Below are 25933 nucleotides of genomic sequence, written 5' to 3'. Positions count from 1 at the left end.
GCCATATGCAACGCGTATGGCGCAGGCGAAAGCGTTGTACATGGCAACTCGCGAGAACACGAGATGAGGACTCGCGCTAGGAACCTGGGTGGAGGCGCTCGCGGGCGTCGCGATAACGGCCGAGGGTCTCTGCGGCCCAGTCTCCGCACGGCGTCATTTCTTCGGTAAGCGCCGGACGCCAATTCGGCAGCTCGCCGGTTGCCGCCCACATCGCTTGCCGCGCCGCACCAAGGGCCACATATTCGTGAGGTTGGGGAACCGCCACAGGAACGCCAAACATGGAAGCGCTCGCCTCGCGAACCGAGCGGGACTTCGAGCCGCCGCCAATGAGCAGAACCCGTTCCACAGGGACGCCCTGCGCCTTGAGCTTCTCCAACCCTTCGGCCAGCGAGGCGAGGACCCCGAGCACCGCAGCGCGCGCCAAGTTTTCCGGAGACATTCCCGCGCGTGTCAGACCGAGAAGCGCACCGGTCGCGTCCGGCAGATTGGGGCTGCGTTCACCGTCCAAATACGGGATCATGGTCAGGCCGTCCGCGTCGGGAGCACCCTCGCTCGCGAGCCGATCGAACTCCGCCAAATCGACGCCCAACATCTCAGCCGTCGCCGTAAATACTCGCGCCGCGTTCAATGTCGCCAGCAGTGGAAGGAATCGCCCGGTCGCGTCGGCGAAACCGTTGATGGCGCCGGTCGCGTCGGCAACAGGCCTATCCGTCGAGGCAAAAACGGTGCCGCTTGTGCCAATCGACACGGCCACATCGCCCCGCTCGAGCCCAAGCCCCAGGGCGGCCGCCGCATTGTCACCGGCGCCGGCGGCAACCGGCGTACCCGCGTGCCGCGTGCTCCAGGACGCGGACAATGTCCCACCTGCGTAGCCCGGCGCGACTACTCGCGACAGCTGAGGCACCGCGCCGAAGTATTCTTCCAGCAACTCCGGCAGATACGTCCCCGACGCCGGATCAAAGTACCCGGTCCCCGACGCGTCCGAGCGATCGGTAAACAACTCGCCGGTCAATTGCAGGTTGAGAAAATCGTGCGGCAGCCCCACGCTTGCCACCCGCGCGGCCACCGCGGGCTCCGCCTCGCGCAGCCACGCCAGCTTGGTCAACGTCAGCGATGCCACCGGTGCCGATCCGACCGTCGCCACCCAAAACGGCACCCCGCGCTCGGCAACCATCCGCTCCGCCTGCGCCGCGCTCCGCGTGTCATTCCACAAGAGCGCGTCAAACACCGGCTCGCCATCGTGGTCAAGCGCCACCATGCCGTGCTGCTGCCCGCCAACGCTCACGCCCAGTAGCTCATCCACGTTCTCGACTCCGGCGTCATCCCATGCTTGCCTCAGTGCCGCGGTCCAGGCGTGAGGATCGACGGCGGTGCCCTCCGGGTGCGCGACGCTCGCCTGACGCACCACCTCACCGGATTCGGCATTAACCACGACCACCTTGCAGGACTGTGTCGACGAATCCACACCGACGACAGCCCTCATGCCGCATCTCCCAAGAGCTCGGAAAGGCGAGATGCGAGCGGCGAGTCGACTATCGCCGTCGTAATAAATCCGCCCTTGGCGGCCGCGAGGATGCCTTCGGCCGCTGCCGTGCCGCGCGCCACCGCGATGACCTTGGGGGTTTTGGCGAGTTGTTCCAAGGTGACGGCGATGACGCGGTCGCCCAGTTCCGTGGCGACCGGTGTGCCGTCCTGGTTGTAGAGGCGCGCGGAGCACTCGGCGATGGCGCCCGCGCGGGTGGCGGCGCGGTGCTCCTTGGTTCCCACGTAATCCCAGACCGTGGAGCGCTCGGGCGCCCAGGCGCCGATCGCGACGACGGCGGCGTCCAGGTGGTTGGCCTGGGTGAGTGCGGCCTTGATTTCCGGTTGTGAGCGGAGCCCGCGGGCGGTGGCCGCCGAATCGACGATGAGCGGGGCCCAGAGCGGCCAGGCGCGGCCGCCGGAGAGATTGCGGAGGCGTTGCACGAGTTCGAACGGGCTCGCCGAGGAATTGGTGGGGAGGGCGCCGGCGAGTTGGACGAGGTTGACCTTGGGCATGCTGGTGACCTCTTGGACGGCTGCGTCCAGGGTGCGGGACCAGGAGATGCCGAGCGTCTGGCCCGCCGTGCACGCGGTCTCGATTTCGCGGGCGGTCGCCTTGGCGAGGGCCGGGCGGTTGGCATCGAAGTCGTCGCTGCTGCCGGCGATGATGAGGCGGTCTATGCCCAGGCGCGCGGCGAGACCGTTCTCGCTCGGGGTTTGCAATGTGGCCGGGAGTCCGACCTCGATGCGCACAATGCCGAGTGCGCGCGCTTCATCGAGGAGGCGGGCCACGTGGAAACGCGAGATGTTGTAGGCGTTGGAGAGCTCCACCTTGGATTTGCCCAAGAGATAGTGATCGCGGCCGATATCGACCAGGAGTTGCAAGTGTGAGGCCTCGGTCATGGAGACTCCAGATCTTCGATCGGCGCTCAAGGGTGAAACTTTTGAGCGGTAGCTATTGCTCAAATGAGTATAACTGAGTAGAGTCAGGTATCAAATGAGCGTTACGGTTTGCTCAATTGAGCAGTAGCATGGACAGGGCGTGGCGCGGTGCGGATGCACCACTCGCGCAAACGAGGACGGAATCAATGAGGCTTTCACCCCCACCATCATGGAGTTCCACGCCGATCAGCCGGCGGCGCGCTCTGGCCGGCGCCTTGGGCCTTGGCGCCGCGGCCGGGCTCTCGCTCGCCGGATGTGCGCCGAGCGGCTCCGGTTCGCAAAAGGACATTGTGGTGGCGATCGTGTCCAACCCGCAAATGACCGACGCCATCTCCTTGCAACAGGATTTCCGGGACAAGTTCCCCAATATCAACCCGCGATTTGTGTCGCTTCCGGAGAACGAGGCGCGCGCCAAGATCACCACCTCGGTGGCGACCCAGGGCGGCGAATTCGATGTCGTCATGATTTCCAACTACGAGACCGCACAGTGGGCCAAGAACGGGTGGATCACCAACCTGCAACCCTACGCGGAGGGCACCGCAGGCTACGATCCGGCTGACTTCATCCCCTCGGTCCGGGCCGCGCTGTCCTATGAGGACAACCTCTACTCGGTGCCTTTCTACGGTGAATCCAGCTTCGTCGCGTACCGCAAAGACCTCTTTGAGCAAGCCGGCTTGGTGATGCCCACGGCGCCGAGCTGGGAGGACATCCGCTCCTTTGCCCAAACCTTGGACGGTTCGCAAGAGAACTTCACCGGCATTGTGCTGCGCGGACTGGCCGGGTGGGGCGAGGTCATGGCTCCGCTCGATACGGTCATCAATACCTATGGCGGCCGCTGGTTTGACATGGACTGGAACGCGCAATTGGAAAGCGCCGACGTCAAAGAGGCCGTCAACGCCTACGTCAAACTGCTGCAGGACTTTGGCCAACCCGGCGCTGCGACCTCCGGTTACGGCGATTGCATCACCCGATTTACCCAGGGCCAAACCGCCATGTGGTATGACGCGACCGCCATGGTCTCCTCCGTCGAAGACCCGAACGGGTCCCTGGTTGCGGGCAAAGTCGGGTACGCGCCGGCGCCGACCAATAAGACGGACGCCGCCGGGTGGCTCTATTCCTGGTCGCTCGCTATCCCGGCGACCTCCCAAGTCAAGGACGAGGCGTGGAGCTTCATCCAGTGGATGACCAACAAGGAATACATGCGTTTGGTCGGCGAAGAGATCGCCTGGGAGCGGGTCCCGCCCGGCAGCCGCCAGTCCACTTACGAAATTCCCGAATACCGCGAGGTGTCCCAGGCTTACGCGGAACCCACCCTGAACGCTATGCAGAATGCGACACAGGAAAACACCATGACCGAACCGGTTCCGTACGAGGGTATCCAGTTCGTGGCCATCCCGGAGTTCCAAGATCTCGGTACCCGGGTCGCCCAACAAATTTCGGCCAGCATCGCCGGTCAAACCAGCATCGATGATGCGCTTGCTCAGTCGCAGCGCTACGCCCAAACCGTCGGGGCGAGCTATCAGAGAGAAGGGCAGAACCGATGAGCACCACCCTGGTTGACCGCCATCACCGGCGCGAGCAGCAGAAGGCCGCGCTCAAGGTGAGTAAAAATAAAGGTGGGATGAGCCGAGCTGAGGCGTGGCGTCGTCGTGCTCCATTGTTGCCCGCACTCATCTTCACCATCATCGTCACCCAAGTCCCCTTCCTGCTGACCATCTGGTACTCGCTGCAGTCCTGGAACCTGCTGCGCCCCGGCGGCGAGCAATTTGTCTGGTTCCAGAACTACATCGACATTTTTCAGGATGCGGTGTTCCGGCAGGCGGCGTTCAATTCGGTGCTGATCACGCTCGCGTGCGTGATTGTGTCGATGCTGCTCGGTATTGTGTTTGCGCTGCTGCTGGACCGCAAATTCCGCGGTCAGGGCATTGTGCGCACCATGATGATCACGCCATATCTGATCATGCCGGTTGCCGGATCGCTGTTGTGGTCGGTGTCGATGCTGAACCCGGACTTTGGACTGGTCAACTGGTTCCTGGGGCTGTTCGGGATTGCGCCGGTCGCATGGACCACCCAGTTCCCGATCATCTCGATCCTGTTTTCGCTCGTGTGGCAGTGGACGCCGTTCATGATGCTGCTGGTGCTCGCCGGGTTGCAGGCGCAGCCGCGCGACGTGCTGGAGGCGGCGTCGATGGACGGCGCCGGGGCGTGGCGCACGTTCGTGTCGGTGACGTTGCCGCAATTGCGCCGCTACATTGAGCTTGGCATTCTGCTCGGCGCGATCTACGTGGTGAACACCTTCGACCAGATTTACTTGATGACCGCCGGCGGGCCCGGCACCGCCAGTGCGAACCTGCCGTTCTACATTTATCAGCGCGCGTTCCTCGGATTCGACATTGGCCAGGCCTCGGCGATGGGCGTGATTGTGGTGATCGCGACGATCATTGTCGCCACCTTTGCCCTGCGCCTGATTTTCCGCAGCTTCGACCAGAAGAACAACTAAGGACTTTCCTATGGCACAAATTGAGACCGTGCAACGCGGAAACAAGGTTGGCGCGTCGGCGCTGACCACGCTCACTTGGCTGATCGGGCTGCTGGTGTTTGTCCCGGTGGTGTGGATGGTGGTGACGTCCTTCAAGCAGGAAGCGGACGCGGCATCCAACCCGCCGAAGTTCTTTTTCGAGCCGACCTTTGACCAGTATGCCGCGCTGCTGAACAGCGGCGCGGGCCAGTACTTCTTGAACTCACTGATCGCGACCGGCGTCTCCACGATCCTGGTGATCTTGCTCGCGGTGCCGGCGTCCTACGCGCTCTCGATCCGGCCGGTCAAAAAGACCCAGGACGTGCTGTTCTTCTTCATCTCGACCAAGATGTTGCCGGTGGTGGCGGTGATCATCCCGATCTACGTGATCTCCGGGCAACTCAAAATGCTTGACAACGTGTTCACGCTCATCATCCTCTACACCGCGATGAACCTGCCGATTGCGGTGTGGATGATGCGCTCGTTTTTCGAGGAGGTGCCGGAGGAAGTCTTGGAGGCCGCCCAGCTCGACGGCGCCGGGCTGCTCAAAACGCTGCGCACGGTACTGATGCCGATGGTGGCCCCGGGGCTCGCCGCGACCGCGCTCATCTGCGTGATCTTCGCCTGGAACGAGTTCTTCTTCGCGCTAAACCTTACCGCCGCCCGGGCGCAAACCGTGCCGGTGTTCCTGGTCTCTCAAATGACCTCCGAGGGATTGTTCCTTGCCAAGCTCTCGGCCGCATCCGTGCTCGCCTCGCTGCCGGTGGTCATCGCCGGATGGATCGCGCAGCGCCAGCTGGTGCGTGGTTTGTCGATGGGCGCGGTCAAGTAACCCCTTCCCTCGTTTCGCATCCCCATACCGCGTTTTGAGAGCCATATACGGCTCGTAATTTGCGGTACAGGGATGCGAAACGCGGGTAGCTTTAAGGCGTGAAGCACGACGGCGCGTCCCCGACTTCCCGACGCACGCTCACCGGCACCGTTCGGTCACCGGCCCGGAAGCGGGATGGGAACGTGGGGATGAGCTCACACCGGACAAAGGGAAGGGCGGGTCGGTGCGCATTCTGGTGCAGTCCGTATCACTTGTGCTGCTGCTCGCGATGACCTGGGTGCTGGTCGCGGTGGCGCTACAGGGTACGTCTGTCGCCCTAGCTTCTGCCGGGCGAGTGGTTTTTGCCGTTGCCGGTCTGGGTCTGTTGGCGGGGTGGACCGGCGGCCGTGCACGGTTGCGGTCACCACGGCGGTCAGCCGAGCGGCCAGCGGAGCCGATCAAGTGGTGGCGCGTCGCGGTCTTGTCGCTGTTGGGGGTGAGCCTGTACACGGTATTCTCTACCGCCGCCATTGCCCTCGCCGGCACTACCGTCCCTGCGCTCATCATGGCGCTTACTCCCGCTGCCGTTCTGCTGATCGAGCAGGTGTGGGAGCGTCGCTGGCCCAGTCGAGTCGTTTTCGGTGGAACGATGACGGCCATCCTCGGGGCACTCGTATTCATCGCTCAGAATTCACGTGTTGCAGGTGCACCCGCGGCGAGTTCGTTTGCCTGGGGAATCGTGTGTGCCGCGGCGGCCATGATCTCGATGGCCTGGTATGGGGTCCTTTTTGGTCGATGGAATAGAGGCTCCCGCTCGCCAATGGTGCGACGCATTCTGCCAATTTTTGCCCTCGGCGCGGTGCCGCTATTGGTGTGGGCCATTGCCTCCATCTCAGCGGGCGACACCTTGTCCATGGGAGCGCTCGTGGTGCTTGTGACTCTGGGAGTGCTGATCTATGTTCCTGCCTACCTGCTTCAGCACTCAATCATTGTCAGAGACGGCGCGATCGTTGCCGCCGTTGTCGCTCTGGTGGTTCCGGCGGCCGTGGTGTTGCTGTCGGCACTGTTCGGGCTGGGCGCGTTGCCTAATTTGCTTCAGTGGATCGCGCTCTGCGTCACTCTGCTGGGCATGCTGGGAGTGATCGCTGCGCGCTCGGGGCGAGCAACGCCGTCGTAATTCTCCGCGCTCATCCGCTAATTGCGTTTTCATGCCGCAATTGCCGGATGAAAAAGTAACTGGCGGATGAACGGCGGTGAAGAGCGGTGCGGGAGGTGCGCGGTTGCGGCGATAGGCTTGGGGATTGTGAAGTATGCCGAATCCGTGGTGGACCTGATCGGTCACACGCCACTCGTAAAGCTCAATAAGGTCACCGAAGGCATTGCCGCGACGGTGCTCGTCAAGGTCGAATACATGAACCCCGGCGGCTCGGTGAAGGACCGCATTGCGGCCTCGCTCATCGAGCGAGCGGAGGCGTCCGGCGAACTGGCGCCGGGCGGGACAATTGTCGAGCCGACCAGCGGGAACACGGGCGTGGGGCTGGCGCTGATCGCGCAACAACGCGGCTACGAGTGCGTGTTTGTGGTGCCGGACAAGGTGGGGCAAGACAAGCGAGACGTGCTGGAGGCGTACGGGGCGCGGGTTGTGGTGACGCCGACCTCGGTTGCGCCGGACAGCCCGCAGTCCTATTACTCGGTGGCGGACCGTATCACCGCGGAGACGCCGGGGGCATATAAGCCGGACCAGTTCTCCAACCCTGGAGGTCCGGCGGCGCACTACGCCTCGACGGGACCGGAAATCTGGGCGGACACCGACGGGCGCGTGACGCATTTTGTGGCCGGTATTGGTACCGGCGGCACCATCACCGGCACCGGGCGGTATTTGAAGGAGGTCTCGGCAGATAGGGACTCGGGGCCGGTGCGCATTATCGGTGCCGATCCGGAAGGTTCGGTTTACTCCGGCGGGAGCGGACGCCCCTATTTTGTCGAGGGCGTTGGCGAGGACATGTGGCCCGACGCGTATGATCCCACAGTGCCGGACGAGGTCATCGCCGTCAGCGACGCGGAGTCCTTTGACATGACCCGCCGACTCGCGCGGGAAGAAGGACTGCTTGTCGGCGGGTCCTCGGGGATGGCGGTGGTCGCGGGGCTCCGGGCGGCGGCCGAGCTCGGGCCAGAGGATGTCATGGTGATTTTGCTCCCGGACTCTGGCCGCGGATATCTCGGCAAGATCTTCAATGACTCCTGGATGCGCTCCTACGGGTTTCTAGACGCCAAAGACGACGTCAACGTTGGCGACGTGCTGCGCGCGAAGACCGGGAAACTGCCCGATCTGGTGCACACTCACCCCGGGGAAAGCGTGCGCGATGTCATTGCCATCATGGAGGAATACGGGGTCTCGAACTTGCCGGTGCTCTCCCAAGAGCCGCCGGTGGTGATGGGAGAAGTTGTGGGCTCGGTCGATGAGCGGGAGCTGACGGAGAAGGTCTTCCGCGGCGAAGCGCGCCTGAGCGACAAGATTGCCGATCACATGGGCGAGCGGATGCCGGTCATCGGCTCCCTGGACGCAATCTCCAGCGCCTGGGAGCGGTTGCAGGACACCGACGCGTTGATGGTCACGTTTGTGGGTGCGCCGATTGGAATTTTGACCCGACACGACTTGCTGAGCTTTGTGAACGAGTAGGAGGAAAACCATGAGCGAATCACAGGCCCCCAATGTGAGCGCCGACGGCTTCAACACCCGCGCTATTCACGCCGGGCAAACCCCGGATCCGGTCACCGGCGCCGTTATCCCACCGATTTATCAAACCTCGACCTTCGCCCAAGATGGCATCGGACAATTGCGCTCCGGGTATGAATATGCGCGCGGCGGCAACCCGAGCCGAGACTCGCTTCAGGAGCAACTCGCGGCTCTGGAAGGCGCGCAGTTCGCATACTCGTTTGGTTCCGGGCTCGCGGCAGAAGATGCGCTGATTCGGGCCGCGCTCAAACCCGGAGATACGGTCCTGATGGGCAATGATGTGTACGGAGGAACGTATCGTCTCTTCGCTCGCGTGCTTGAGCCGTGGGGGATCAAGGCGGATGTCATGGACATGAGTGATATCGATGCGCTTGCCGCGCGCGTGGCGGCAGACAAGCCGACCATGCTCTGGGTCGAGACGCCATCCAATCCGCTCATGAAGATCACCGACATCGCCGCCGTGGCGGAGATCGCTGCTCGTGCCGGTGCCACGTTGGTCGTAGACAATACCTTCGCAACCCCCTATCTGCAGAACCCGCTCGCTTTGGGGGCCAACGCCGTCGTGCATTCCACCACGAAGTATCTCGGTGGGCACTCCGATGTGGTGGGCGGCGCGGTGGTGACCTCGGACGCGGACCTCGCCGAGCGGGTAAAGTTTGTGCAGTTTGCGGTGGGCGCGGTGTCCGGGCCGATGGATGCGTGGCTGACCACGCGTGGCATCAAGACGCTGGGCGTGCGGATGGACCGGCACTCTGCCTCTGGGCAACGGGTCGCCGAGTATTTGCGCGAGCGTCCCGAGGTGAGTGCGGTGTATTACCCAGGGCTGGATTCACACCCCGGGCACGAGGTGGCGGCGCGGCAAATGCGCGGGTTTGGCGGCATGGTGTCGGTGCAATTTGCCGGGGGAGCGCAGGTGGCGCGAGCCGTAGCGGAGTCGACGCGGTTGTTCACGCTGGCGGAATCGCTTGGCGGGGTGGAATCGCTCATGAACTACCCCAGCGAAATGACGCACGCCTCGGTGAAAGGGACCGAGTTGGCTGTGCCCGATGACCTGTTGCGGCTCTCGGTGGGACTCGAAGACGTGGACGATTTGCTGGCCGATTTAGAGCAGGCGATCGAGCGGGCCTAAAGCGGCTGAGCCGGCTGAGCCGCCGGGCCGCCCACGCCGGAGCCTCCTGAACCGCCGATCCGAGGGAGGAGCTAGCGGCGCTTGCGCGGCGGCTTGGGGTCCCACTTCTTAAAGTAGGCTCGGCTTGCCGGTGCCCACAGCGCCGCGGCGGCGAGCAGCATGCACACGGCCACCACCGACAGTCCCGGGATGCCGCGAATCAGCATCGGGATACCGGCGACAATCGCCAAGGTGGTCAGCATTTCGCGTCCGGCGCGGCGCCCGCGCAGCATCAGCAGCAAGAAGAATCCGACCACCAGCCCGAGCCCGCCAACCAGAGAGCCGAGCGGGATCAGCCCCACGCTCTGTTCCGGGGACGTGCGCTGAATCCCGCCAACAATGAAAGCGATGCCGAACGCGAGCAGCGCAATGACCACGGCACTCCAGATGAACCGGGAGAAATGGATCGTGCCCGGGGCGTCAAGCAACTTCGGCGCGGGGCGCGCCGCGCTACCAGAACCCTTACCGCTCGGCAACGACACCACGCCCAGACTCGGCATCCCACTCGTATACGGGCTTCCCGCCAATGAACACCTTTTCGGCCCGTTGCATGACGTCCAGAGGATCCCCACTCCAGACCACCAGGTCCGCGTCTTTGCCCACTTCAAGAGATCCCACCCGGTCGGCAACGCCCATGACCCGGGCCGGGTTGATGGTAATCGCCCGCATAGCCACATCCCGATCCAGGCCCTCTTTGATCGCCAACGTCGCCTGGTGCACCAGGAAGTGAATCGGCACCACGGGGTGGTCGGTGATGATGGAAATCTCGACCCCGGCCGCGGCCAATTTGCCCGGATTCGCGAGCGAACGCTGGCGCAACTCGACCTTGGACCGGGAAGTAAAAAGCGGACCGATCAACACCGGCACGCCAGCCTCGGCCAGCACATCGGCTAACACGTGCGCCTCGGTCCCGTGATCGAGCACCAGCTCATAGCCGAACTCTTCCGCGATGCGCAGGGCGGTGGCAATGTCATCGGCGCGGTGCGCGTGCTGACGCCACGGGATCTCCCGGCGCAATACGGCCGCGAGCGCCTCGAGCCGCGGATCGGCCTCGGCATCGTCCTTTTCCAGGTAGTTTTTGGCGTCGGTAAACGCCTTTCGCAACACCCACGCGGTACCCAGCCGTGTGGATGGGGTCTTCTTCTGATCGCCGTACACGCGCTTCGGGTTCTCACCCAACGCGCTCTTCAAACCGCTGGGCGAGCGCAAAACCATCTCGTCGACGCGCCGCCCGTGCGTGTGCAGCGCCACGGTCAGCCCGCCAATGGGGTTGCCCGAACCCGGATTGACGTTGACGGTTGTGACGCCGCCGGCCAACGCATCATCAAAACCCATCTCAAACGGGTTAATGGCATCCAGCGCCCGGACACCGGCAGTGTTCGGATCGGTCATTTCATTCGTGTCATTGCCGGCCCACCCCTCGGCCTCCTCATGCGTGCCAAGGTGCGTGTGCGCGTCAATAAAGCCGGGGACCACCCATTTGTCCGCCGCGTCAATGACCTCGGCTCCCTCGGGTGCGCTCACATCCGCGCCGAGCGCGACAATCCGCCCGTCCTCCACCACGACGGCACCGTCAAACGGCTCGCCTTCCACCGGGACAACATGGGCGTTAGTAATGGCAAGAGCAGCCACAGCACTTCCTTCTTTCGCGCGAATGGGGTGTAACACCAACGTACCCGAATAATCCGACCTTTTCGCCTGCCGCATCCTCGGTGAATTAGGTCACGGTTTTGTTTTCTAATTCGCGGGGCGTGCGTTAGGCTGGCTTAGGTTAGGTAGACCTAACCGACAGTTCGATCGAAGGAAACCATGGAAATTACCCGCCGTCGCGCCCTGAGCTTTGGCGCACTTTTGCTTGCCGCACCCACCATAGCCGCGTGCAGCACCGGAAGCGCCAATGGCGCGCAGCAAAGCACGACGGCGATGAGCACCGATTCCTTCCCCGTCACCATCCAGCATGCTTTCGGAGAAACGATTATTGAAAAGGCTCCGACCCGGGTTGTGGCCGCGGGGTGGGGCGGCCTAGACCTTGCGCTCGGCTACGGGGTGATCCCGGTCGCGGCCCCGCTAGAGACATGGGGCGCCAATGAAAACGGCTCCATGCCCTGGACGGACGAGGCGATGAAAGCGCTCGGCGTCGAGTGGGGGAGCGAAAAAGCGCCCGTGCAGTACTCCACCGCCGACGGCAACAACTACGTCGAGGTCGCCAAAGCGCAACCCGACCTCATTATTTGTGTCCACTCCGGTCTGACCAAGGAGGATTACGAACAGTTCTCCAAGATCGCCCCAACCCTGGCATATCCGGGAAAGCCCTGGTCAACCAGCTGGCAAGACGCCACCACCATGGTTGGTCAGGCTCTGGGGCAAAGCGCCAAAGCGAAACAGCTTGTCGATGAGACAACGCAATTCATTAAGGACCAAGCCGGTGCGTACCCGGAAATCAAGGGCAAGACCTTCATCTCGACGGCAATTTCGCCCGGGAGCGCCTCGCCGCTATGGATCTACGGCCCCAATGACGCCCGCAGCCTCATCATGAAAGACCTTGGTCTGAGCGTCTCACCCGTGATAGAGAAAGCGATTGCCAACGGGTTCAACGTCACCGAGCCCTGGGCACCCGAGCGGGCAAAGGAACTCGAAGCGGACCTGGTCATCAACTGGGTGCCGGACGGGCAACCCAAGGAAGCGGCGATCAATGATCCGCTCATCGGCCAGATCCCGGCACTCAAGCGTGGCTCCTACGTCGCCGAACCAGACCTTGCAACCAATAACTCGCTTACCGTTTCCACCCCGCTTGGCATCCGCTGGGGACTGGAAAAATTTGTTCCGCAATTCGCCGAGGCCCTCAAGAACGCCTAAACCATGAGTGCCCAGACCACCCACGTCGCATCCACAGACACCAGGGCGAAACGCGCTGACGCTGGGACCGAGGCTTTGCATAGCCAGCCGGCCCCGCCCCGCCGTTCCGCACAGAAAAGACTGCTTGTCCTTGCAGTGCTGCTGGGTCTGGTTGTGGCACTGAGCGGCATCTCATTTGCCGTCGGCGCACGCGCGGTACCCGTGGATACGGTCTGGGCGGCTCTCGGCAAATTCAATGAACTCACCTCCCCTGCCAATCAAACCAACCCCGACTTTGCCGTCATCCAATTGCGTATCCCGCGTACCGTGGCGGCCATCCTCGTCGGTGTCTGTTTGGGACTCGCCGGCACGGCCATGCAAGGAATAGCGCGAAACCCGCTCGCCGATCCGGGCATCTTGGGCGTGAACGCCGGTGCCGCCGTCGCGGTCATCGCCGGTGTCGTGCTCTTCGGCGCGAGCTCAACCGCCAGTTCGGTCTGGTTCGCCTTTGCGGGTGCAGCACTCGCCGCAGTGATCGTTTACGCGGTTGCGAGCGTGGGACGCGAGGGCGCCACCCCAATCAAGCTGGCGCTCGCCGGTGCCGCACTGTCCGCCGGGCTCATCTCGCTGCTGAACGCGCTACTCATCTCCAATCGCGAAGCGTTAGACAGCTACCGCAACTGGCAGACCGGTTCTGTGGCCGGAGTGAGCTGGGATGACATTGCCCAGCTTGCGCCCTTCATGGCCGTGGGCGCGTTGATTCTGCTGGGCACCGGCAAGCTTCTCAACGCCTTGGCTCTGGGCGATGACATGGCCCGCGGTCTTGGCCAAAATGTCGGGTGGGGTCGCGCCCTTTGTGCGCTCGGCGTGGTCATCCTGTGCGGCGCGGCGACTGCCATAGCCGGTCCGGTCGCCTTTGTGGGGCTCGTGGTGCCGCACGCCCTTAGAGCGTTAATTGGTGCCGACTACCGGTGGCTGTTGCCGTTCTCCATCGTGAGCGCGCCCATAGTCCTGCTCTCCGCCGACATCATTGGACGGATTGTCCTGCCCCCAGGCGAAGTTCCCGCCGGAATCATTGCCGTGCTTATGGGTGCCCCCGTATTCATTTATTTGGTGCGCCGACGCAAGGCGGCCTCGCTATGAGCCTGAAGACGAGCGCGCGCCCCCTACCCGGTCCCGCAGCCGCATCACTCCCTTCCCCTCATTTGCGGGCACTTCGCCTCAAGGAACGCCGCTCGCGGATGTGGCGACTCGCGTCGCTGGCTGTCTTGGCCCTCGCGCTTCTCGCCTGCAGCATTCTCCTCGGCAATTTCACCGTCACCGTGCCTGACTTTTTTAGGCTACTGTTTGGCTCTGACATTCCCGGCGCGACCTTCATTGTGATGGAGGTGAAACTCCCGCGGGCCCTGCTGGGCGCCCTCGTGGGGATCATGTTCGCGCTTGCGGGCACCATCTTCCAAACCATGCTCCGCAACCCGCTGGCAAGCCCGGACATCATCGGCATTTCCAGCGGCGCCAGCGCCAGCGCGGTCATCGCGATTGTCTTCTTCGGCGCCACCGGTGCACTCCTGTCCACAGCCGCCATCGCCGGTGCGCTCATCCTGGCGCTCACCATCACGTGGCTTGCCGGGCGCGACAACGGCAACCGACTCATCCTGATGGGAATCGGCGTCGCCGCCATGATGCAAGCCCTCATTGTCTTCGTGATGCAGCGCGCCGACTATCAATTCGCCCAGCAGGCGATTGTTTGGCTCGCCGGGTCCCTCAGTGCCGCAACCTGGGAGCGCCTGAGCTGGGTTGCCCTCGGCGCGCTCATCCTTCTACCGGCAACCGGCTATCTCTCCCACAAACTTCGTGCCCTAGAACTGGGACCTGATCTCGCCGCCGGGCTAGGCGTCAACGTTGCGCGCACCCGGCTCGCACTCATTGTCACCGCCGTTGCCCTTGCGGCCATCGCCACCGCCGCCACCGGGCCGATCGCCTTTGTCGCGTTCCTCGCCGGCCCGATCGCCAGCCGCATTATGGGCGGACGTACCAGCTTCATCGCCTCCGCCCTTGTTGGCGTCTCGATCGTGCTCGCGGCCGACTATATCGGCGCCAACATGCTTGGCGCGCTGGTCCTTCCGGTCGGCGTCATCACCGGCGCGGCGGGGGCTCCGTTCCTACTCGCCTTCCTCGCCCGCGGAGCCAAGAAATCATGAAAGAGCATCCCGTGAATTTGAACCCCACCCTCGAAACCAGCCAACTGAGCCTCGGCTACGGTGACCGGAGCGTCGTCAAGGATCTCGACCTGGTCATCCCGCAGGGCAAAATCACCGCCATTGTCGGCGCTAACGCCTGCGGCAAGTCGACGCTGCTGCGCGGCCTGTCCCGGCTTCTTGCGCCGGCGGGCGGCACCGTCATTCTGGACGGCAAAGACATCCACCAACAACGCTCCAGCTACGTGGCCCAACGCCTTGGCCTTCTCCCGCAAACTCCGCTCGCGCCCGAAGGCGTGAGCGTCGCCGAATTGGTTGGGCGCGGGCGCTACCCTCACCAAGGCTTCTTCCGCAAGTGGACCGAGTACGACGACGACGCCCTCGCCCGAGCCTTGCACCTCACCGGTACCGCGGGGCTGGCAGAGCGAAGCATCGATGAACTCTCCGGCGGCCAACGCCAGCGCGTCTGGATTGCGATGGTGCTGGCCCAGGAAACTCCCCTCCTGCTACTGGACGAGCCCACAACCTACCTCGACCTGGCCCACCAGATCGAGGTGCTCGACCTCATTACGGATCTCAATCAGGAACGCGGAACCACGGTGGTCATGGTCCTCCACGAACTCAATCTCGCCTCGCGCTACGCGGATCACATGATCGCCATGAAAGAGGGAAGCATTGCGGCGGCCGGAAGCCCCCACGAGGTCATCACCGAAGCCACCGTCCGCAATGTCTTCGGACTGGACTCGGCGATCACCCGCGACCCGCTGACCGGGGCGCCCCTCATCATTCCGCACAGCAAACACACCGCCCGCACCCCGGGCCACACGAGAGCCTAACGCAGAAGAAAAAGGAGAATCATGAGCACGTCAGCCCCCGCAAAGGTGCGCACCATCCGGGCCTTCGAATCACGAGTGTCCCGCATCGAGGATCTGAGCCCGTCGATGCGGCGCATCACACTGGAGAGTCCGGAATTTTCCGACTTCGGCGGCGACCTCGATGGCCGCACCCTGGATTTGCGCATCAAGGCCATGATCCCGAACGCCGGTAAAAAGCTCCCCGACTTCAACGCCCTCTTTGACCAGGGAGGAGAGGGACACTCCTGGTATCAGCTCTGGCTCCAAATGGACGCCAGCGAACGCGGCTACATGCGCACCTACACCGCGCGCACCGTTCGTCGCGACGTCGGCGAACTCGACATCGATTTTGTGCTGCACTCCGGTGAAAGCCTCGAATCCGGTCCGGCCGGATACTGGGCGCAAAATGCCCAACTGGGCGATGCGCTCACCATTCTAGGACCGAGCCTCGCGGCCGGAGAGTGCCAGGGCATCGAATTCAAACCCGGCGCCTCCACTAACATGCTCCTCGTCGGAGACGAGACGGCGCTCCCCGCCATTGCCGCGATCCTCGAAGAACTCGATCCGGCCACCACCGGCAGCGTGCTCTTGGAAGTGCCGACCCCGGAGGACTTCCTTGACCTCGCCGCCCCGGAAAACATGGCCATCACCTGGCTCGCACGCCACGGCGAAACCCACGGCACCCAGCTGATCCCGGCGGTGCGCCACGCTTTTGGTGAGAATGCCGGGGAAGGGGGCAACGCCGTCGAACCTCAGGAAATCCGCGAGGTGAACGTGGATGAAGAAATCCTGTGGGAAACCCCCGAGTATTTTGGCGGGCAGCCCACCGAGGGGTTGTACGCCTGGATTGCCGGGGAGGCCGCGATGGTCCGCGAACTGCGCCGCTACCTGGTGCGGGAGCTGGGCGTGGACCGCAAGCAGGTCGCGTTCATGGGGTACTGGCGGTACGGAAAAGCCGAACGCGACTAGGCTCGGCTACCGGCGGCGACGCACCACGGGGATCTCGCTCGTGGTGACGTCCTCCTCTTCCCAGCTTTCCACGCCCTTGAGCTCTGGCATTTGCGAGCTGAGGAAAACCGGGTCCTTCCCATTTTTCACCTGTGCGGTGTAGTTCTTGAGCAGTTTCATGGCAATGCCGCCCAAGAGCGCGATCGAAACCAGGTTGATCAAAGCCATCACGCCCATGAAGTTGTCGGCCAGGTCCCAGACCGCACTCGTGGTCGCGACGGTGCCGAAGACCACCGCGGCGATCGCCACGATGCGGAAGACGAGCATGACGGTTTTGTTCTCGGTAATGAAGCGGATATTGGATTCGCCGTAGTAATAGTTTCCGAGGATGGAGGAGAACGCCAGCATGAAAATGATGATGGCGAGAATGATTCCGGTGGCGGCGCCCAAATTCTGAACCAGAGCGTTTTGGGTGATTTGGATGCCGGAGTCGCGGTCGCCCGTGCCGGCTGCTTCCGGGGTCGCCGAGAGAATGATGAACGCGGTGACCGAGCAAATGATGAAGGTGTCGAAGTAGACGCCGAGGGTCTGCACAAGACCCTGTTTGACGGGGTGCGTCACCGATGCGGTGGCGCCGGCGTTCGGGGCCGAGCCGAGGCCAGCCTCATTGGAGAACATGCCACGCTGCGCGCCGATCAAGATGACCGCGCCGAGCGAGCCGCCAACCGCGGACTGGAAGTTGAACGCTTCGGAGAAGATGCTGCCGATGACCCGGGGAAGCTCGCCAATGTTGGTGATGACGACGATGATGCCGATGAGAACGTAGGCGAGCGCCATGATCGGGACCAGCTTGTCGGTCACGTTGGCAATACGGCGGATGCCGCCGAAGATGACCAGGCCGGAGAGCACCGCCAACACGATTGCCACGGTCCAGGAGACGGCGACCGGGTCTGCGCCGGGCATGGCGCCCATGATGGAGGCGTTAATGGTGTTGCCTTGCAACGCGGAAAATGCGAACGGGAAGCAGAAGATCAGCACAATCGCGAAAATAATGCCGAGCCAGCGCTGGCCGAGCCCGCGTTGCATGTAGTACGCCGGTCCGCCGTGGTAGCCGTCTTTGCCGCGTACCTTGTAGAGCTGGCCGAGGGTGGACTCGACGAAGCTGGACGCGCCGCCAATGAAGGCCATGAGCCACATCCAGAAAATGGCGCCGGGCCCGCCGGTGGCAATGGCTACCGCGACGCCGGCCACGTTACCGGCACCGACGCGCGAAGCGGCCGAGACGGTGAAGGCTTGAAAGGAGGAGATGGACTTCTTTTCGCCCTGATCATTGACGAGGGCCTTATCGCCCAGGGTCTTGACCATTTGGGGGAGCAGACGGGCTTGGACGACTCCGGATCTTATTGTGAAGTAAATGCCCACGATGGCTAGGACGGGAAGAATGATCCACGTCCACCCCCAGCCGCCTACAGTGCTAATAAAATCGACGACAGCGTCCATGATTCCTCATTCCACATGCAAGTGAAGGGCATGCTCGGGTGCAAGATGTATTGAGAGAATCCTTACACGTACAGAGTTAAACTGCGAGTTGAAAGGGGTGGTTTGTGGCTACGGTTGTCATGGCTGTCGCCGTCCTCGAGGGCACCGATCCTGCCTCCTTGCTTGAGCGGGCGCGGCAACTGGCGCGCACCGGATTGCGGGCCGATGAGCCCGTCACAATGCACATTATTCGAGTGCAGCCGCGCCGAGACCGCGGGCCGGAGATGGCAAAGCGCGCCGTGGACACAGCGATCGCAGAAACTGGCTTGCCGGTGCATCGAATCAGCGAGGGCGATGACGCCGCGCGGACGGTGGTCGAGGCCGCAAACGACCTTGGTGCCAATGTTCTTGTTGTCCCGGATTTACAGACGAGATGGTGGGAGCGGTTGCGCTCCACCGGGTTCACCCCCACCGTGGTGCGCCAGGCCGCCGCTATTCCCGGCATGTCGGTGCTCGTCGCGCCGCAAGCCTCTCCCGTGGTGGCGCCAGCGCCATTGCGGTGGGGGAGCATGCCGCGGGCGCGCATGCTGATCGGGTTTGTCCTGGCGCTCGCGTTGCCGCTCTTCCTGCAGTTCGTGGTCTTTGGGCCCAAACTGGAACCGCAATCGATCGATCTCATGGTGTACCTGACAGCGGTGGTACTGGTTGCCATTATTGGCGGCCTGTGGCCTGCGCTCGTGGCGGCTGTGGTTAGCGCGTTGATGGTGAACCTGTACTCGACACAGCCGATCGGCTCCTTCCACGTCAATTATCCGCCCAGCTTGCTGGCGTTGGTGCTGTACTTAGTGGTCGCGCTCGCGGTGTCCCTGGTGGTGGGCCTGTCCTCCAAGCGCAACAAGATGGCGTCGCTCAAAGGCGCTCAGGCGGCTGCGCTCAGCGAGGTCGCGCGAGGGCTGATCACCCTGGATCATTCGGCCAGCACGTATTTGGAACGAGTGCGGGAGTATTTTCGGGCGTCATACGCGGCGCTCTTGATCAAGGCGGACGGGGATGGGGTGTGGCAGCGTTTGGCGGACAGCAATGGCGCGCAGCCGGACACCGGGACGCTGGCGGCGCTGGGCCTCGGCGAGGTGGAAGACGACGCCGAGGGCCACGTCGAGAGCCGCGCCGATGGCCACGGCGAGGAGACGGGTGACGCCGTCTCCGTGGAGCCACTGGATGACGGGATGATCGTTGCGGTCCGTGGGCGCAGGCTCGCTCCCGAGGATCTGGGCATGCTTCGCGCCTTTGGCGCCTACCTGGTCGCGCTGTATCAACGCGAAAAACTACAACAGGCAAGCCAGGAAAACGTGCGGTTGCAGGAGGGCAACTCGATGCGCACCGCTATCCTTCAGGCCGTCTCACACGATTTGCGCACCCCGCTCACCGCCATCAAGCTCTCGGCCAGCGCGTTGCAACAGCCCGGCGTCACCTTTGACAAAGAGGATGAACGCCAACTCTTGGGCACCATCGAAGAGTCCAGCGACCGGCTCAATGCCCTGGTGGAAAACCTTTTAGACATGTCCCGCATTGCCGGAGATACCGTCGCGCCGCTCACCCAAAGCGTCTCCTGGAATGACGTCATGGCCCGCGCGCTGCGAGGCATCGACGTGACCCACCTACGCCCGGAATTGCCTGACAATCTTCCGCTGATCGATGCGGACCCCGGGATGCTGGAGCGCGTCATCGCCAACGTCCTCGAAAACGCGATCAAGTATGGCGGCGACAATGTCAGAGTCACTGCGCTCGCGAGCGACCAGGGCCAGCCAGGAACCGACTCTCACCCCATGGGTTCGATTCGGATTATTGATCGCGGCCCGGGCATCACCGAGGTCCAACGTCAGCGGCTCTTTGACGCGTTCCAACGCTTCAACGATGACTCGAGCACCCAGGGCATTGGCCTCGGCCTTGCCGTGGCGCGCGGATTTGCGCTTGCGATGCGCGGTAGCGTGCGCGCCGAAAACACACCGGGCGGGGGGCTCACCATGATTATTTCAATGCCGCTCTCCACCGGCCACGGTTCGCCCGCATCCAGAGGCGACCGCGCCGGACACCGCGCCGAACGCCCCACCGGACACCGCACCGGACAGGAGGACAGGCCGTGACGACCGTGCTCATCGTGGATGATGACACCGCGATCCGCCAAGCGCTCCACATCAACCTCAAGGTCCACGGCTACGCCACCGTGCTCGCGGCCGACGGGGAGAGCGCGCTGGAAATGGCCGCACAGAAGGCCCCCGACATTGTGCTCCTCGACTTGGGGCTCCCGGGACTCTCCGGCATGGATGTCATCCCCCGTTTACGCGCTTTCAGCGACGTCCCGATCGTCGTGCTGTCGGCACGCCAGGGGAGCGAGGACAAAGTGGAGGCTCTGGACGCCGGCGCAGATGACTACGTCACGAAACCCTTTGGTCTCGACGAACTCCTGGCCCGGCTGCGCGCCCATTCGCGCCGCCGCACCCAAGTCCGCGAGGACCCGGAAGTCGAAACCAGCGACTTCACCGTCGACCTCCTCAACCAGCAGGTCACCCGCAAGGGCGAGCAGGTCAAGCTCACCCCGACCGAGTGGAAGCTCATGGAAAATCTCGCCAAATTCCCTGGCCGGCTGGTCACCCAGCAGGAACTTTTACATAACGTGTGGGGCCCGGCCTACGCCAAGGAAACCCAGTATTTGCGGGTGTACATGAACCAATTGCGCCGCAAACTCGAACCAGATCCCGCCAATCCGCGGCACATCATCACCGAAGCCGGGATGGGTTACCGGCTGATGCCCTAGCGGTGCGGGACGTCATACACTCGCCGAAAAAACTTCAATGTCACACCCGTGCGCTAGTCTCACCAGTAATGAACACCACCGAAGCTCGCCCCTCGCCAACGCTCACCCACGTCTGCGTTGTCAAGGAATTGCGCCCCGACGCCGGATCGGTCGGCGTCACCGCCATCGACAAGCAACCCGTCGACGGCCCGGTCCGCGTACACAAGTTGGGACTGCGCGCGGACGTCCAAGCGGACCGCGCGCACCACGGCGGCGAAGCCCAAGCGGTCTATATTTACGCGCAAGAAGACGCCGATCGGTGGGCCGAGGAACTCGGCCGCGACCTGCCAGCCGGAGTATTTGGCGAGAATCTGCGCACCAGGGGATTAACGGCGTCGTACCTGTATTTTGGCCAGCGCCTGCGCATAGGCGAGGTGGAATTGGAGGTGACGGCCCCGCGCACCCCCTGCGCGACCTTCCAACGCTGGCTCGGCGAGGAAAAATGGGTCAAACGCTTCACCGAGGTGGGACTCACCGGCGCATATGCGCGCGTGATCAGTACCGGCAGCATCCGAGCCGGAGACTCGATCGAGGTGGGCCCGGCACCCAGCCACGGCGTCAGCCTTTATGACTGGTTCACCGACCGCACCGACCAAAGAACGACGGCGTTGCTCGCCTCCTACACGAGCGGCGAGTTGGAATTTGTGCACCGAGAAATCGCCCGCCAGTTCGCGCGCATTTCCGGCAATCCGGCATGAGGGCGTAGACTAGAGGGGTTCACCTTTCGGTAATCCCCTTGATATGACCCAACTCTGGGTCCTTTTGGTGTGCGGCGGCAGCCGCTTGTATGGGATGGGATCGCCGGAAATTCACCCGGTTTAGGCGCTCGCAGATGAGGCGCCGGACTCCCAAAGTAAAGGCACAAGCCATGACTGATACCGATATTTCTGCGTCCAAAAACGAGGACGCACCCCAGGACAACACCCCATTTTTCTCCGACCTCGGCCTCGACGCCCGGGTGCTCGCGGCCGTGACCGACGCCGGTTATGTGAAGCCTTCGCCGATTCAGGCGGCCACCATTCCGGCGTTGCTGGATGGCCGCGATGTGGTCGGCATGGCGCAAACCGGGACCGGTAAGACCGCGGCCTTTGCGCTCCCGGCGCTCTCCAAGATGGCCGAACTCTCCGACATTCACGGCGTGGACCGGGAAACCCAGGTGCTGGTACTCGCCCCGACGCGTGAACTCGCATTGCAGGTTTCCGACAATTTCGCCAAGTACGCCGAGCACATGCCCGGCGTCACGGTGCTGCCGGTTTATGGCGGCTCGGCCTATGGGCCGCAGTTGGCCGGTTTGCGGGCCGGTGCGCAAGTGGTGGTCGGCACGCCCGGGCGTGTGATTGATCACCTGGAAAAGGGCTCGCTGGATCTCTCCAGTCTGCAGTACTTGGTGCTGGATGAGGCGGACGAAATGCTCCGGATGGGCTTCGCCGAAGACGTGGAGCGCATCCTCTCGGAGACGCCGGAGGACAAGCAGGTGGCGCTGTTCTCGGCCACGATGCCGCGTGCCATCCGCAATATCGCGCAAAAGTACTTGAATGATCCGGCCGAAATTTCGGTCAAGTCCAAGACGCAGACCGCCTCCAATATCCGCCAGCGCTACGTGCAGGTCATGGGCGCTCACAAGTTGGATGCGATGACCCGGATTCTCGAGACCGAGGATCACGATGGTGTCATCGTGTTTGTGCGCACCAAGATGGCGACCGAAGAGGTCGCGGATAAGCTCAAGTCGCGCGGTTTTGAGGCCGCCGCGATCAACGGCGATATCCCGCAGGCGTTGCGCGAAAAGACCGTGGAGGCGTTGCGTGCCGGGAAGATTGACGTGCTGGTTGCCACCGATGTGGCCGCGCGCGGACTGGATGTGGAGCGCATTTCCCACGTGATCAACTTCGACATTCCGCGCGAGACCGAGTCCTACGTGCACCGCATTGGCCGCACCGGGCGTGCCGGCCGCACCGGTGAGGCAATCCTGTTTATGACTCCGCGCGAGAAATACCTGTTGCGTGCCATCGAGCGGGCGACCAAGCAGACCGTGGAGCAGGTTGACCTGCCAAGCGTGGCAGAGGTCAATTCTCGGCGTTTGGGTCGCTTTGGCGATCGGATCACTCGCACGCTGGAGCGTTCGGCCGAGCGCGCGGCCGAGGGCAAGAAGAGCGATTTCGGGGTCTTCCGCGACATGGTTGCCGAGTACGTTTCGGAGCACGGCGCCGACCCCGTTGACGTTGCCGCGGCTCTGGCCGAAATGGTGCAGGGCGGCCGGCCCCTGTTGATGGAGGAGCTTCCCGAGACGCCGAAGATGCAGCGCGATCGCGACCGCGGCAAGCGCGACGGCTTCAATTCGCGCGGCCCGTCCCGTCCGGTTTCCGAGGGAAACGCGACCTACCGCATTGCCGTCGGGCGCCGCGATAACGTGTTGCCCGGTTCGATTGTCGGCGCTATCGCCAATGAGGCGGGGCTGACCGCCGCGCAAATCGGCGGCATCGACATCCGCTCGAATCACACTCTCGTCGAGTTGCCGGCGAACCTCACCAAGGATCAGCAGCGCGCGCTTGCGAAGACCCGTATCGGCGGAAACTTGATCAAGCTCGAGTTGGACACGGGCCGCAAGCCGCGCCGTGAGGGTGACTCCGGGGAGAGGTTTGACCGCTTTGAGCGGCCCGAGCGCGGCGAGCGTCCGGGGCGTGGGGGTCGGTCGGCTCACCGCGAGGGGCGCAATTTTGAGAAGAACGACGGCGATGCTCGCCATGGCGGGCGCGGTGCAGACAAGCGTGTGGGCGCCAAAAAGGCCAAGGCCGGGGCGAACGCTAAGAAGCTGAAGCCGCGCAAGCCCCGCACCAAAGGTAAGCGCTAGGCGGTGTCCCGCAGGTGGAGCTTCCACGGCAACGTGATGAGCTCCCCTGGGGCTGCCCCGTTTTCGGTGGCGAGATCCCGCAATCGGTCTGCGACCACACCCGGCAAATCTATTGGGCCGACGCTACTGAGCGCGGGCCGAGAGTGCCGTCCCTGAGGTGAATTCCCCATGCCCATAATGGCGACGTCCTCAGGCACCGAGAGCCCGAGCGAGTGCGCGGCACTGATGATGGCAAGCGCAAAGATGTCCCCGCCCACGAGTATTGCCTCGGGGAGGGGGCGCTGGCGGAACATGGCGATGGCCGCGTCAAAGGCGAGTTGTGGATCGGGTTCGGGAATGGACACAATACGGTTCGCTTTGACGGGCCAGCCGAGTGCCCGCATGAAGGCCACGTAGCCGGTTTCGGCTGCCGGGTACGGCTTGACGACATCGGGGCGAACGCCGATGTAGGCGATGTCGCGGTGCGATCGGGCAAGGTATTCCATTGCCAGTTCTACCCCCGGGAGCGGCAGGCTCCGCAATACGTCGAAGCCGTCCGGTTCCAAGGTCTCGTCATCGACCAAGATACGCTGTCCCTCGCTGGCGAATTGGGAGAGAAGTTCCGGGTCACCCACGCTGTGGTCAACGGAGCCGATGAATGCAGCGCTGACGTTCTCTTTCTGCATCATGGGGGCCCAACTGCGATCCGACATGACCACAACCGAACGCTCCAATGGCTCTAGACGCGCGCGCGATTCATCAATGAGCGCTTCCAGCTCAAGCCCCGCAATCATGCGCATCTTGATCAAGACGATGTTTGAGTCCATGCTCTCGAAACCTCCTATGCGGATTCTCCAATGTTGAGTACGGCGGACTGCGTATGCAGCAAACCGGGGGGTAGCCCGAATCCGGTGGCGAACTGGACCATGCGATCGACGATGGCCAAATGCGAACCGGTGGGCCCGGCGGTGGTGATCCTGGGGTGGAAACGTCGAGCCATCGGTGTGTTTCCAAGACCTGCGATCGCGACGTCTTCCGGGACTCTCAGACCGAGAAATCGGGCGGCGTGGATGGCCTCGGCGGCGAGTTGGTCGTTGTGAAAGAGCAACGCCCGCGGCGGCTCTAATCCGGAGAGGACTTGGAGTGCGGCGTCGAAACCGGAGTTGTAGCCTTCCGAATGGATGAGGACGTTCCATCCTGGGCGCGTCGGCAGGTCATGGGAGTCCTGGTAGGCCACGATTTGTTCCAAGCTGGCATCGCCGCACTGGTTGGCAATGCCGATGAATCCGATGCGCCGATACTTCGCGAGATGGTCCATCATCAGCTGTAACGCTTGGGTGTGGTTAATGCGGATGACGTCGAAACCGTTGGGTTCTACGGCCGGGTCATTCACGATAATCTTCATGCCGCGTTCGGCCAGCGTTGCAAGTTTGCCCACCTCGTCACCGCTGGCGTCCACGGAGTCGAGGTAGGCGACGTCAACAAAGTTATTGTCCAAAAAGCTGCTCCAGTCTGCCTCTGGGAGGACAAGCAAGGTCAGTCCGAACGGTTCAAAGGCGCGGTACGCCATTTCGGTCAGGATATGGGCGGCGGGATCGGAAATGCGTGCATGCCGCATGAGCACAATCCCGGATTTACCGGTGCGTAGCGCACGGGCGGTGCCGTTGACCCGGTAACCCAGTTGTTGTGCTGCCAATCTCACTCGCTCTCGCGTTGCTTCGCCCACGCGGGCGCCGCCAGGTTGATCGGCTTTTCCGGAGAGCACATAGGAAACGGTTGCGGTGGACACCCCGGCACTCCTTGCCACCATATGGATGGTCGGGGGGGAACTGCCATCCATACTTTGTGCCGGGATGCCCACACGTTTCCTGGACACGGCTATTGAATTCTCGGTCCGAACAGGGGTCGGACGCCAGGTGGGAATCCTGCAAGCAAGATAACCACCTCCAACCGCATCCAGGAGACTATGTGGTGGGGATTGGCTGCCGAGTTACGCGGTGCCTTCATAGTGACCAGGTTTGTGATGAATATGATGGCCGATTGCTACAGCCGCATCCTGCGGAAACCTGGCGGTCAGTCCCCTCGATTAAACGTTTAATCACATGCTATGCCCGATGTGTGAGCTACGCAACAGTGTGGGCGTAATTCGTGACCGGTGCGGTTACCAGGACGGAAATCAGGGCTGCCCCGGAACTGCCCCGAAGCCAGAAATTCGGATAAAAATAACCCCGCCAAATCAAG

The 25933-nt window shown here is 63.1% G+C and carries 22 protein-coding genes; 15 read left to right on the top strand and 7 right to left on the bottom strand.

Features of this window, described 5'->3' with window-relative positions; genetic code table 11:
• Window positions 1–76: 76 nt before the first annotated feature.
• Window positions 77–1483, bottom strand: coding sequence for a xylulokinase (gene xylB, locus O148_RS0100735; protein ID WP_026529393.1), 1407 nt, complete (start codon window positions 1481–1483; stop codon window positions 77–79).
• Window positions 1480–2424 carry a sugar-binding transcriptional regulator gene (locus O148_RS0100730; protein WP_026529392.1) on the bottom strand — a complete coding sequence of 315 codons (945 nt, stop codon included), beginning with the start codon at window positions 2422–2424 and terminating at the stop codon, window positions 1480–1482. Before O148_RS0100730 ends, xylB begins: the two co-directional genes overlap by 4 nt.
• Before the next feature lie 185 nt (window positions 2425–2609).
• Here O148_RS0100730 and O148_RS0100725 point away from each other — a divergent pair, with 185 nt between their 5' ends.
• The 6 genes from O148_RS0100725 to O148_RS0100700 all read left to right on the top strand — a co-directional run bounded on the left by O148_RS0100725 (window position 2610) and on the right by O148_RS0100700 (window position 9658).
• Window positions 2610–4007: an ABC transporter substrate-binding protein gene (locus O148_RS0100725; RefSeq protein ID WP_084156886.1), complete on the top strand. Its 1398-nt coding sequence runs from the start codon at window positions 2610–2612 to the stop codon at window positions 4005–4007.
• 77 nt (window positions 4008–4084) lie between these two features.
• Window positions 4085–4963 carry a carbohydrate ABC transporter permease gene (locus O148_RS0100720; protein WP_420805733.1) on the top strand — a complete coding sequence of 293 codons (879 nt, stop codon included), beginning with the start codon at window positions 4085–4087 and terminating at the stop codon, window positions 4961–4963.
• Window positions 4964–4973: 10 nt separating this feature from the next.
• Entirely contained in the window at window positions 4974–5813 is an 840-nt protein-coding gene (locus tag O148_RS13970; RefSeq protein ID WP_051619655.1) for a carbohydrate ABC transporter permease, read from the top strand.
• Window positions 5814–6036: 223 nt separating this feature from the next.
• Window positions 6037–6969, top strand: a complete 933-nt coding sequence (locus tag O148_RS0100710) for an EamA/DMT transporter family protein (RefSeq protein WP_026529389.1) — start codon at window positions 6037–6039, stop codon at window positions 6967–6969.
• A 126-nt stretch (window positions 6970–7095) separates the two neighbouring features.
• Complete coding sequence (locus tag O148_RS0100705; protein ID WP_026529388.1) at window positions 7096–8472, top strand: cystathionine beta-synthase; 1377 nt, start codon at window positions 7096–7098, stop codon at window positions 8470–8472.
• Between the two features lie 10 nt (window positions 8473–8482).
• A complete protein-coding gene (locus tag O148_RS0100700) occupies window positions 8483–9658 on the top strand; it encodes a cystathionine gamma-synthase (protein ID WP_157374438.1) in 1176 nt (391 codons plus the stop codon).
• 71 nt (window positions 9659–9729) lie between these two features.
• On the opposite strand, the gene O148_RS0100695 is transcribed toward O148_RS0100700, so the two are convergent.
• Both O148_RS0100695 and O148_RS0100690 read right to left on the bottom strand, forming a co-directional pair.
• On the bottom strand, window positions 9730–10197 hold the full coding sequence (locus O148_RS0100695; RefSeq protein ID WP_026529386.1) for a hypothetical protein: 468 nt from the start codon (window positions 10195–10197) through the stop codon (window positions 9730–9732).
• A complete protein-coding gene (locus O148_RS0100690) occupies window positions 10160–11329 on the bottom strand; it encodes an amidohydrolase (RefSeq protein ID WP_026529385.1) in 1170 nt (389 codons plus the stop codon). The genes O148_RS0100695 and O148_RS0100690 overlap by 38 nt, the downstream gene beginning before the upstream one ends.
• A 177-nt stretch (window positions 11330–11506) precedes the next feature.
• Here O148_RS0100690 and O148_RS0100685 point away from each other — a divergent pair, with 177 nt between their 5' ends.
• The 5 genes from O148_RS0100685 to O148_RS0100665 are packed head-to-tail and all read left to right on the top strand — an operon-like array spanning window position 11507 to window position 16553.
• The gene (locus O148_RS0100685) at window positions 11507–12553 is read left to right on the top strand and encodes an ABC transporter substrate-binding protein (RefSeq protein WP_026529384.1); all 1047 of its coding nucleotides are present in this window, start codon (window positions 11507–11509) and stop codon (window positions 12551–12553) included.
• A 3-nt stretch (window positions 12554–12556) separates the two neighbouring features.
• On the top strand, window positions 12557–13675 hold the full coding sequence (locus O148_RS0100680) for a FecCD family ABC transporter permease (RefSeq protein WP_084156882.1): 1119 nt from the start codon (window positions 12557–12559) through the stop codon (window positions 13673–13675).
• Window positions 13672–14733, top strand: coding sequence for an iron chelate uptake ABC transporter family permease subunit (locus tag O148_RS0100675; protein WP_026529382.1), 1062 nt, complete (start codon window positions 13672–13674; stop codon window positions 14731–14733). Before O148_RS0100680 ends, O148_RS0100675 begins: the two co-directional genes overlap by 4 nt.
• The gene (locus tag O148_RS0100670; RefSeq protein ID WP_035744177.1) at window positions 14730–15566 is read left to right on the top strand and encodes an ABC transporter ATP-binding protein; all 837 of its coding nucleotides are present in this window, start codon (window positions 14730–14732) and stop codon (window positions 15564–15566) included. The genes O148_RS0100675 and O148_RS0100670 overlap by 4 nt, the downstream gene beginning before the upstream one ends.
• 21 nt (window positions 15567–15587) lie before the next feature.
• Window positions 15588–16553, top strand: coding sequence for a siderophore-interacting protein (locus O148_RS0100665; protein ID WP_026529380.1), 966 nt, complete (start codon window positions 15588–15590; stop codon window positions 16551–16553).
• A gap of 6 nt (window positions 16554–16559) precedes the next feature.
• Here the strand turns inward: O148_RS0100665 and O148_RS13965 are convergent, their stop codons facing one another.
• Complete coding sequence (locus O148_RS13965; protein WP_035744175.1) at window positions 16560–18032, bottom strand: alanine/glycine:cation symporter family protein; 1473 nt, start codon at window positions 18030–18032, stop codon at window positions 16560–16562.
• Window positions 18033–18136: 104 nt separating this feature from the next.
• Between O148_RS13965 and O148_RS13960 the strand changes: the two genes are divergently transcribed.
• From O148_RS13960 to O148_RS13955, 4 genes are all read left to right on the top strand, one after another.
• Entirely contained in the window at window positions 18137–20155 is a 2019-nt protein-coding gene (locus O148_RS13960) for an ATP-binding protein (protein WP_157374437.1), read from the top strand.
• Window positions 20152–20826 carry a response regulator gene (locus O148_RS0100650; protein WP_026529379.1) on the top strand — a complete coding sequence of 225 codons (675 nt, stop codon included), beginning with the start codon at window positions 20152–20154 and terminating at the stop codon, window positions 20824–20826. Before O148_RS13960 ends, O148_RS0100650 begins: the two co-directional genes overlap by 4 nt.
• A 68-nt stretch (window positions 20827–20894) precedes the next feature.
• Complete coding sequence (locus O148_RS0100645) at window positions 20895–21563, top strand: MOSC domain-containing protein (protein WP_035744173.1); 669 nt, start codon at window positions 20895–20897, stop codon at window positions 21561–21563.
• A 170-nt stretch (window positions 21564–21733) separates the two neighbouring features.
• Window positions 21734–23713 carry a DEAD/DEAH box helicase gene (locus O148_RS13955; protein WP_051619653.1) on the top strand — a complete coding sequence of 660 codons (1980 nt, stop codon included), beginning with the start codon at window positions 21734–21736 and terminating at the stop codon, window positions 23711–23713.
• On the opposite strand, the gene O148_RS16815 is transcribed toward O148_RS13955, so the two are convergent.
• Entirely contained in the window at window positions 23710–24519 is an 810-nt protein-coding gene (locus tag O148_RS16815; RefSeq protein ID WP_051619652.1) for a substrate-binding domain-containing protein, read from the bottom strand. The two genes, O148_RS13955 and O148_RS16815, sit on opposite strands and share 4 nt — an antisense overlap.
• Window positions 24520–24533: 14 nt before the next feature.
• Complete coding sequence (locus O148_RS13945; RefSeq protein WP_276203061.1) at window positions 24534–25502, bottom strand: LacI family DNA-binding transcriptional regulator; 969 nt, start codon at window positions 25500–25502, stop codon at window positions 24534–24536.
• Between the last annotated feature and the right edge of the window lie 431 nt (window positions 25503–25933).

The organism is Haematomicrobium sanguinis DSM 21259 (assembly GCF_000688395.1).
GTDB classification, from domain to species: Bacteria; Actinomycetota; Actinomycetes; order Actinomycetales; family Micrococcaceae; genus Haematomicrobium; species Haematomicrobium sanguinis.
This window is presented reverse-complemented; position numbering and strand designations above follow the sequence as displayed.

Excerpts from the sequence above, each read along its gene's own strand:
- xylB (WP_026529393.1), bottom strand. The coding sequence starts at position 1,483 with ATGAGGGCTGTCGTCGGTGTGGATTCGTCGACACAGTCCTGCAAGGTG.
- O148_RS0100730 (WP_026529392.1), bottom strand. The coding sequence starts at position 2,424 with ATGACCGAGGCCTCACACTTGCAACTCCTGGTCGATATCGGCCGCGAT.
- O148_RS0100725 (WP_084156886.1), top strand. The coding sequence starts at position 2,610 with ATGAGGCTTTCACCCCCACCATCATGGAGTTCCACGCCGATCAGCCGG.
- O148_RS0100720 (WP_420805733.1), top strand. The coding sequence starts at position 4,085 with ATGAGCCGAGCTGAGGCGTGGCGTCGTCGTGCTCCATTGTTGCCCGCA.
- O148_RS13970 (WP_051619655.1), top strand. The coding sequence starts at position 4,974 with ATGGCACAAATTGAGACCGTGCAACGCGGAAACAAGGTTGGCGCGTCG.
- O148_RS0100700 (WP_157374438.1), top strand. The coding sequence starts at position 8,483 with ATGAGCGAATCACAGGCCCCCAATGTGAGCGCCGACGGCTTCAACACC.
- O148_RS0100695 (WP_026529386.1), bottom strand. The coding sequence starts at position 10,197 with ATGCCGAGTCTGGGCGTGGTGTCGTTGCCGAGCGGTAAGGGTTCTGGT.
- O148_RS0100685 (WP_026529384.1), top strand. The coding sequence starts at position 11,507 with ATGGAAATTACCCGCCGTCGCGCCCTGAGCTTTGGCGCACTTTTGCTT.
- O148_RS0100680 (WP_084156882.1), top strand. The coding sequence starts at position 12,557 with ATGAGTGCCCAGACCACCCACGTCGCATCCACAGACACCAGGGCGAAA.
- O148_RS0100675 (WP_026529382.1), top strand. The coding sequence starts at position 13,672 with ATGAGCCTGAAGACGAGCGCGCGCCCCCTACCCGGTCCCGCAGCCGCA.
- O148_RS0100670 (WP_035744177.1), top strand. The coding sequence starts at position 14,730 with ATGAAAGAGCATCCCGTGAATTTGAACCCCACCCTCGAAACCAGCCAA.
- O148_RS0100665 (WP_026529380.1), top strand. The coding sequence starts at position 15,588 with ATGAGCACGTCAGCCCCCGCAAAGGTGCGCACCATCCGGGCCTTCGAA.
- O148_RS13965 (WP_035744175.1), bottom strand. The coding sequence starts at position 18,032 with ATGGACGCTGTCGTCGATTTTATTAGCACTGTAGGCGGCTGGGGGTGG.
- O148_RS0100645 (WP_035744173.1), top strand. The coding sequence starts at position 20,895 with ATGAACACCACCGAAGCTCGCCCCTCGCCAACGCTCACCCACGTCTGC.
- O148_RS13955 (WP_051619653.1), top strand. The coding sequence starts at position 21,734 with ATGACTGATACCGATATTTCTGCGTCCAAAAACGAGGACGCACCCCAG.
- O148_RS16815 (WP_051619652.1), bottom strand. The coding sequence starts at position 24,519 with ATGGACTCAAACATCGTCTTGATCAAGATGCGCATGATTGCGGGGCTT.
- O148_RS13945 (WP_276203061.1), bottom strand. The coding sequence starts at position 25,502 with ATGGTGGCAAGGAGTGCCGGGGTGTCCACCGCAACCGTTTCCTATGTG.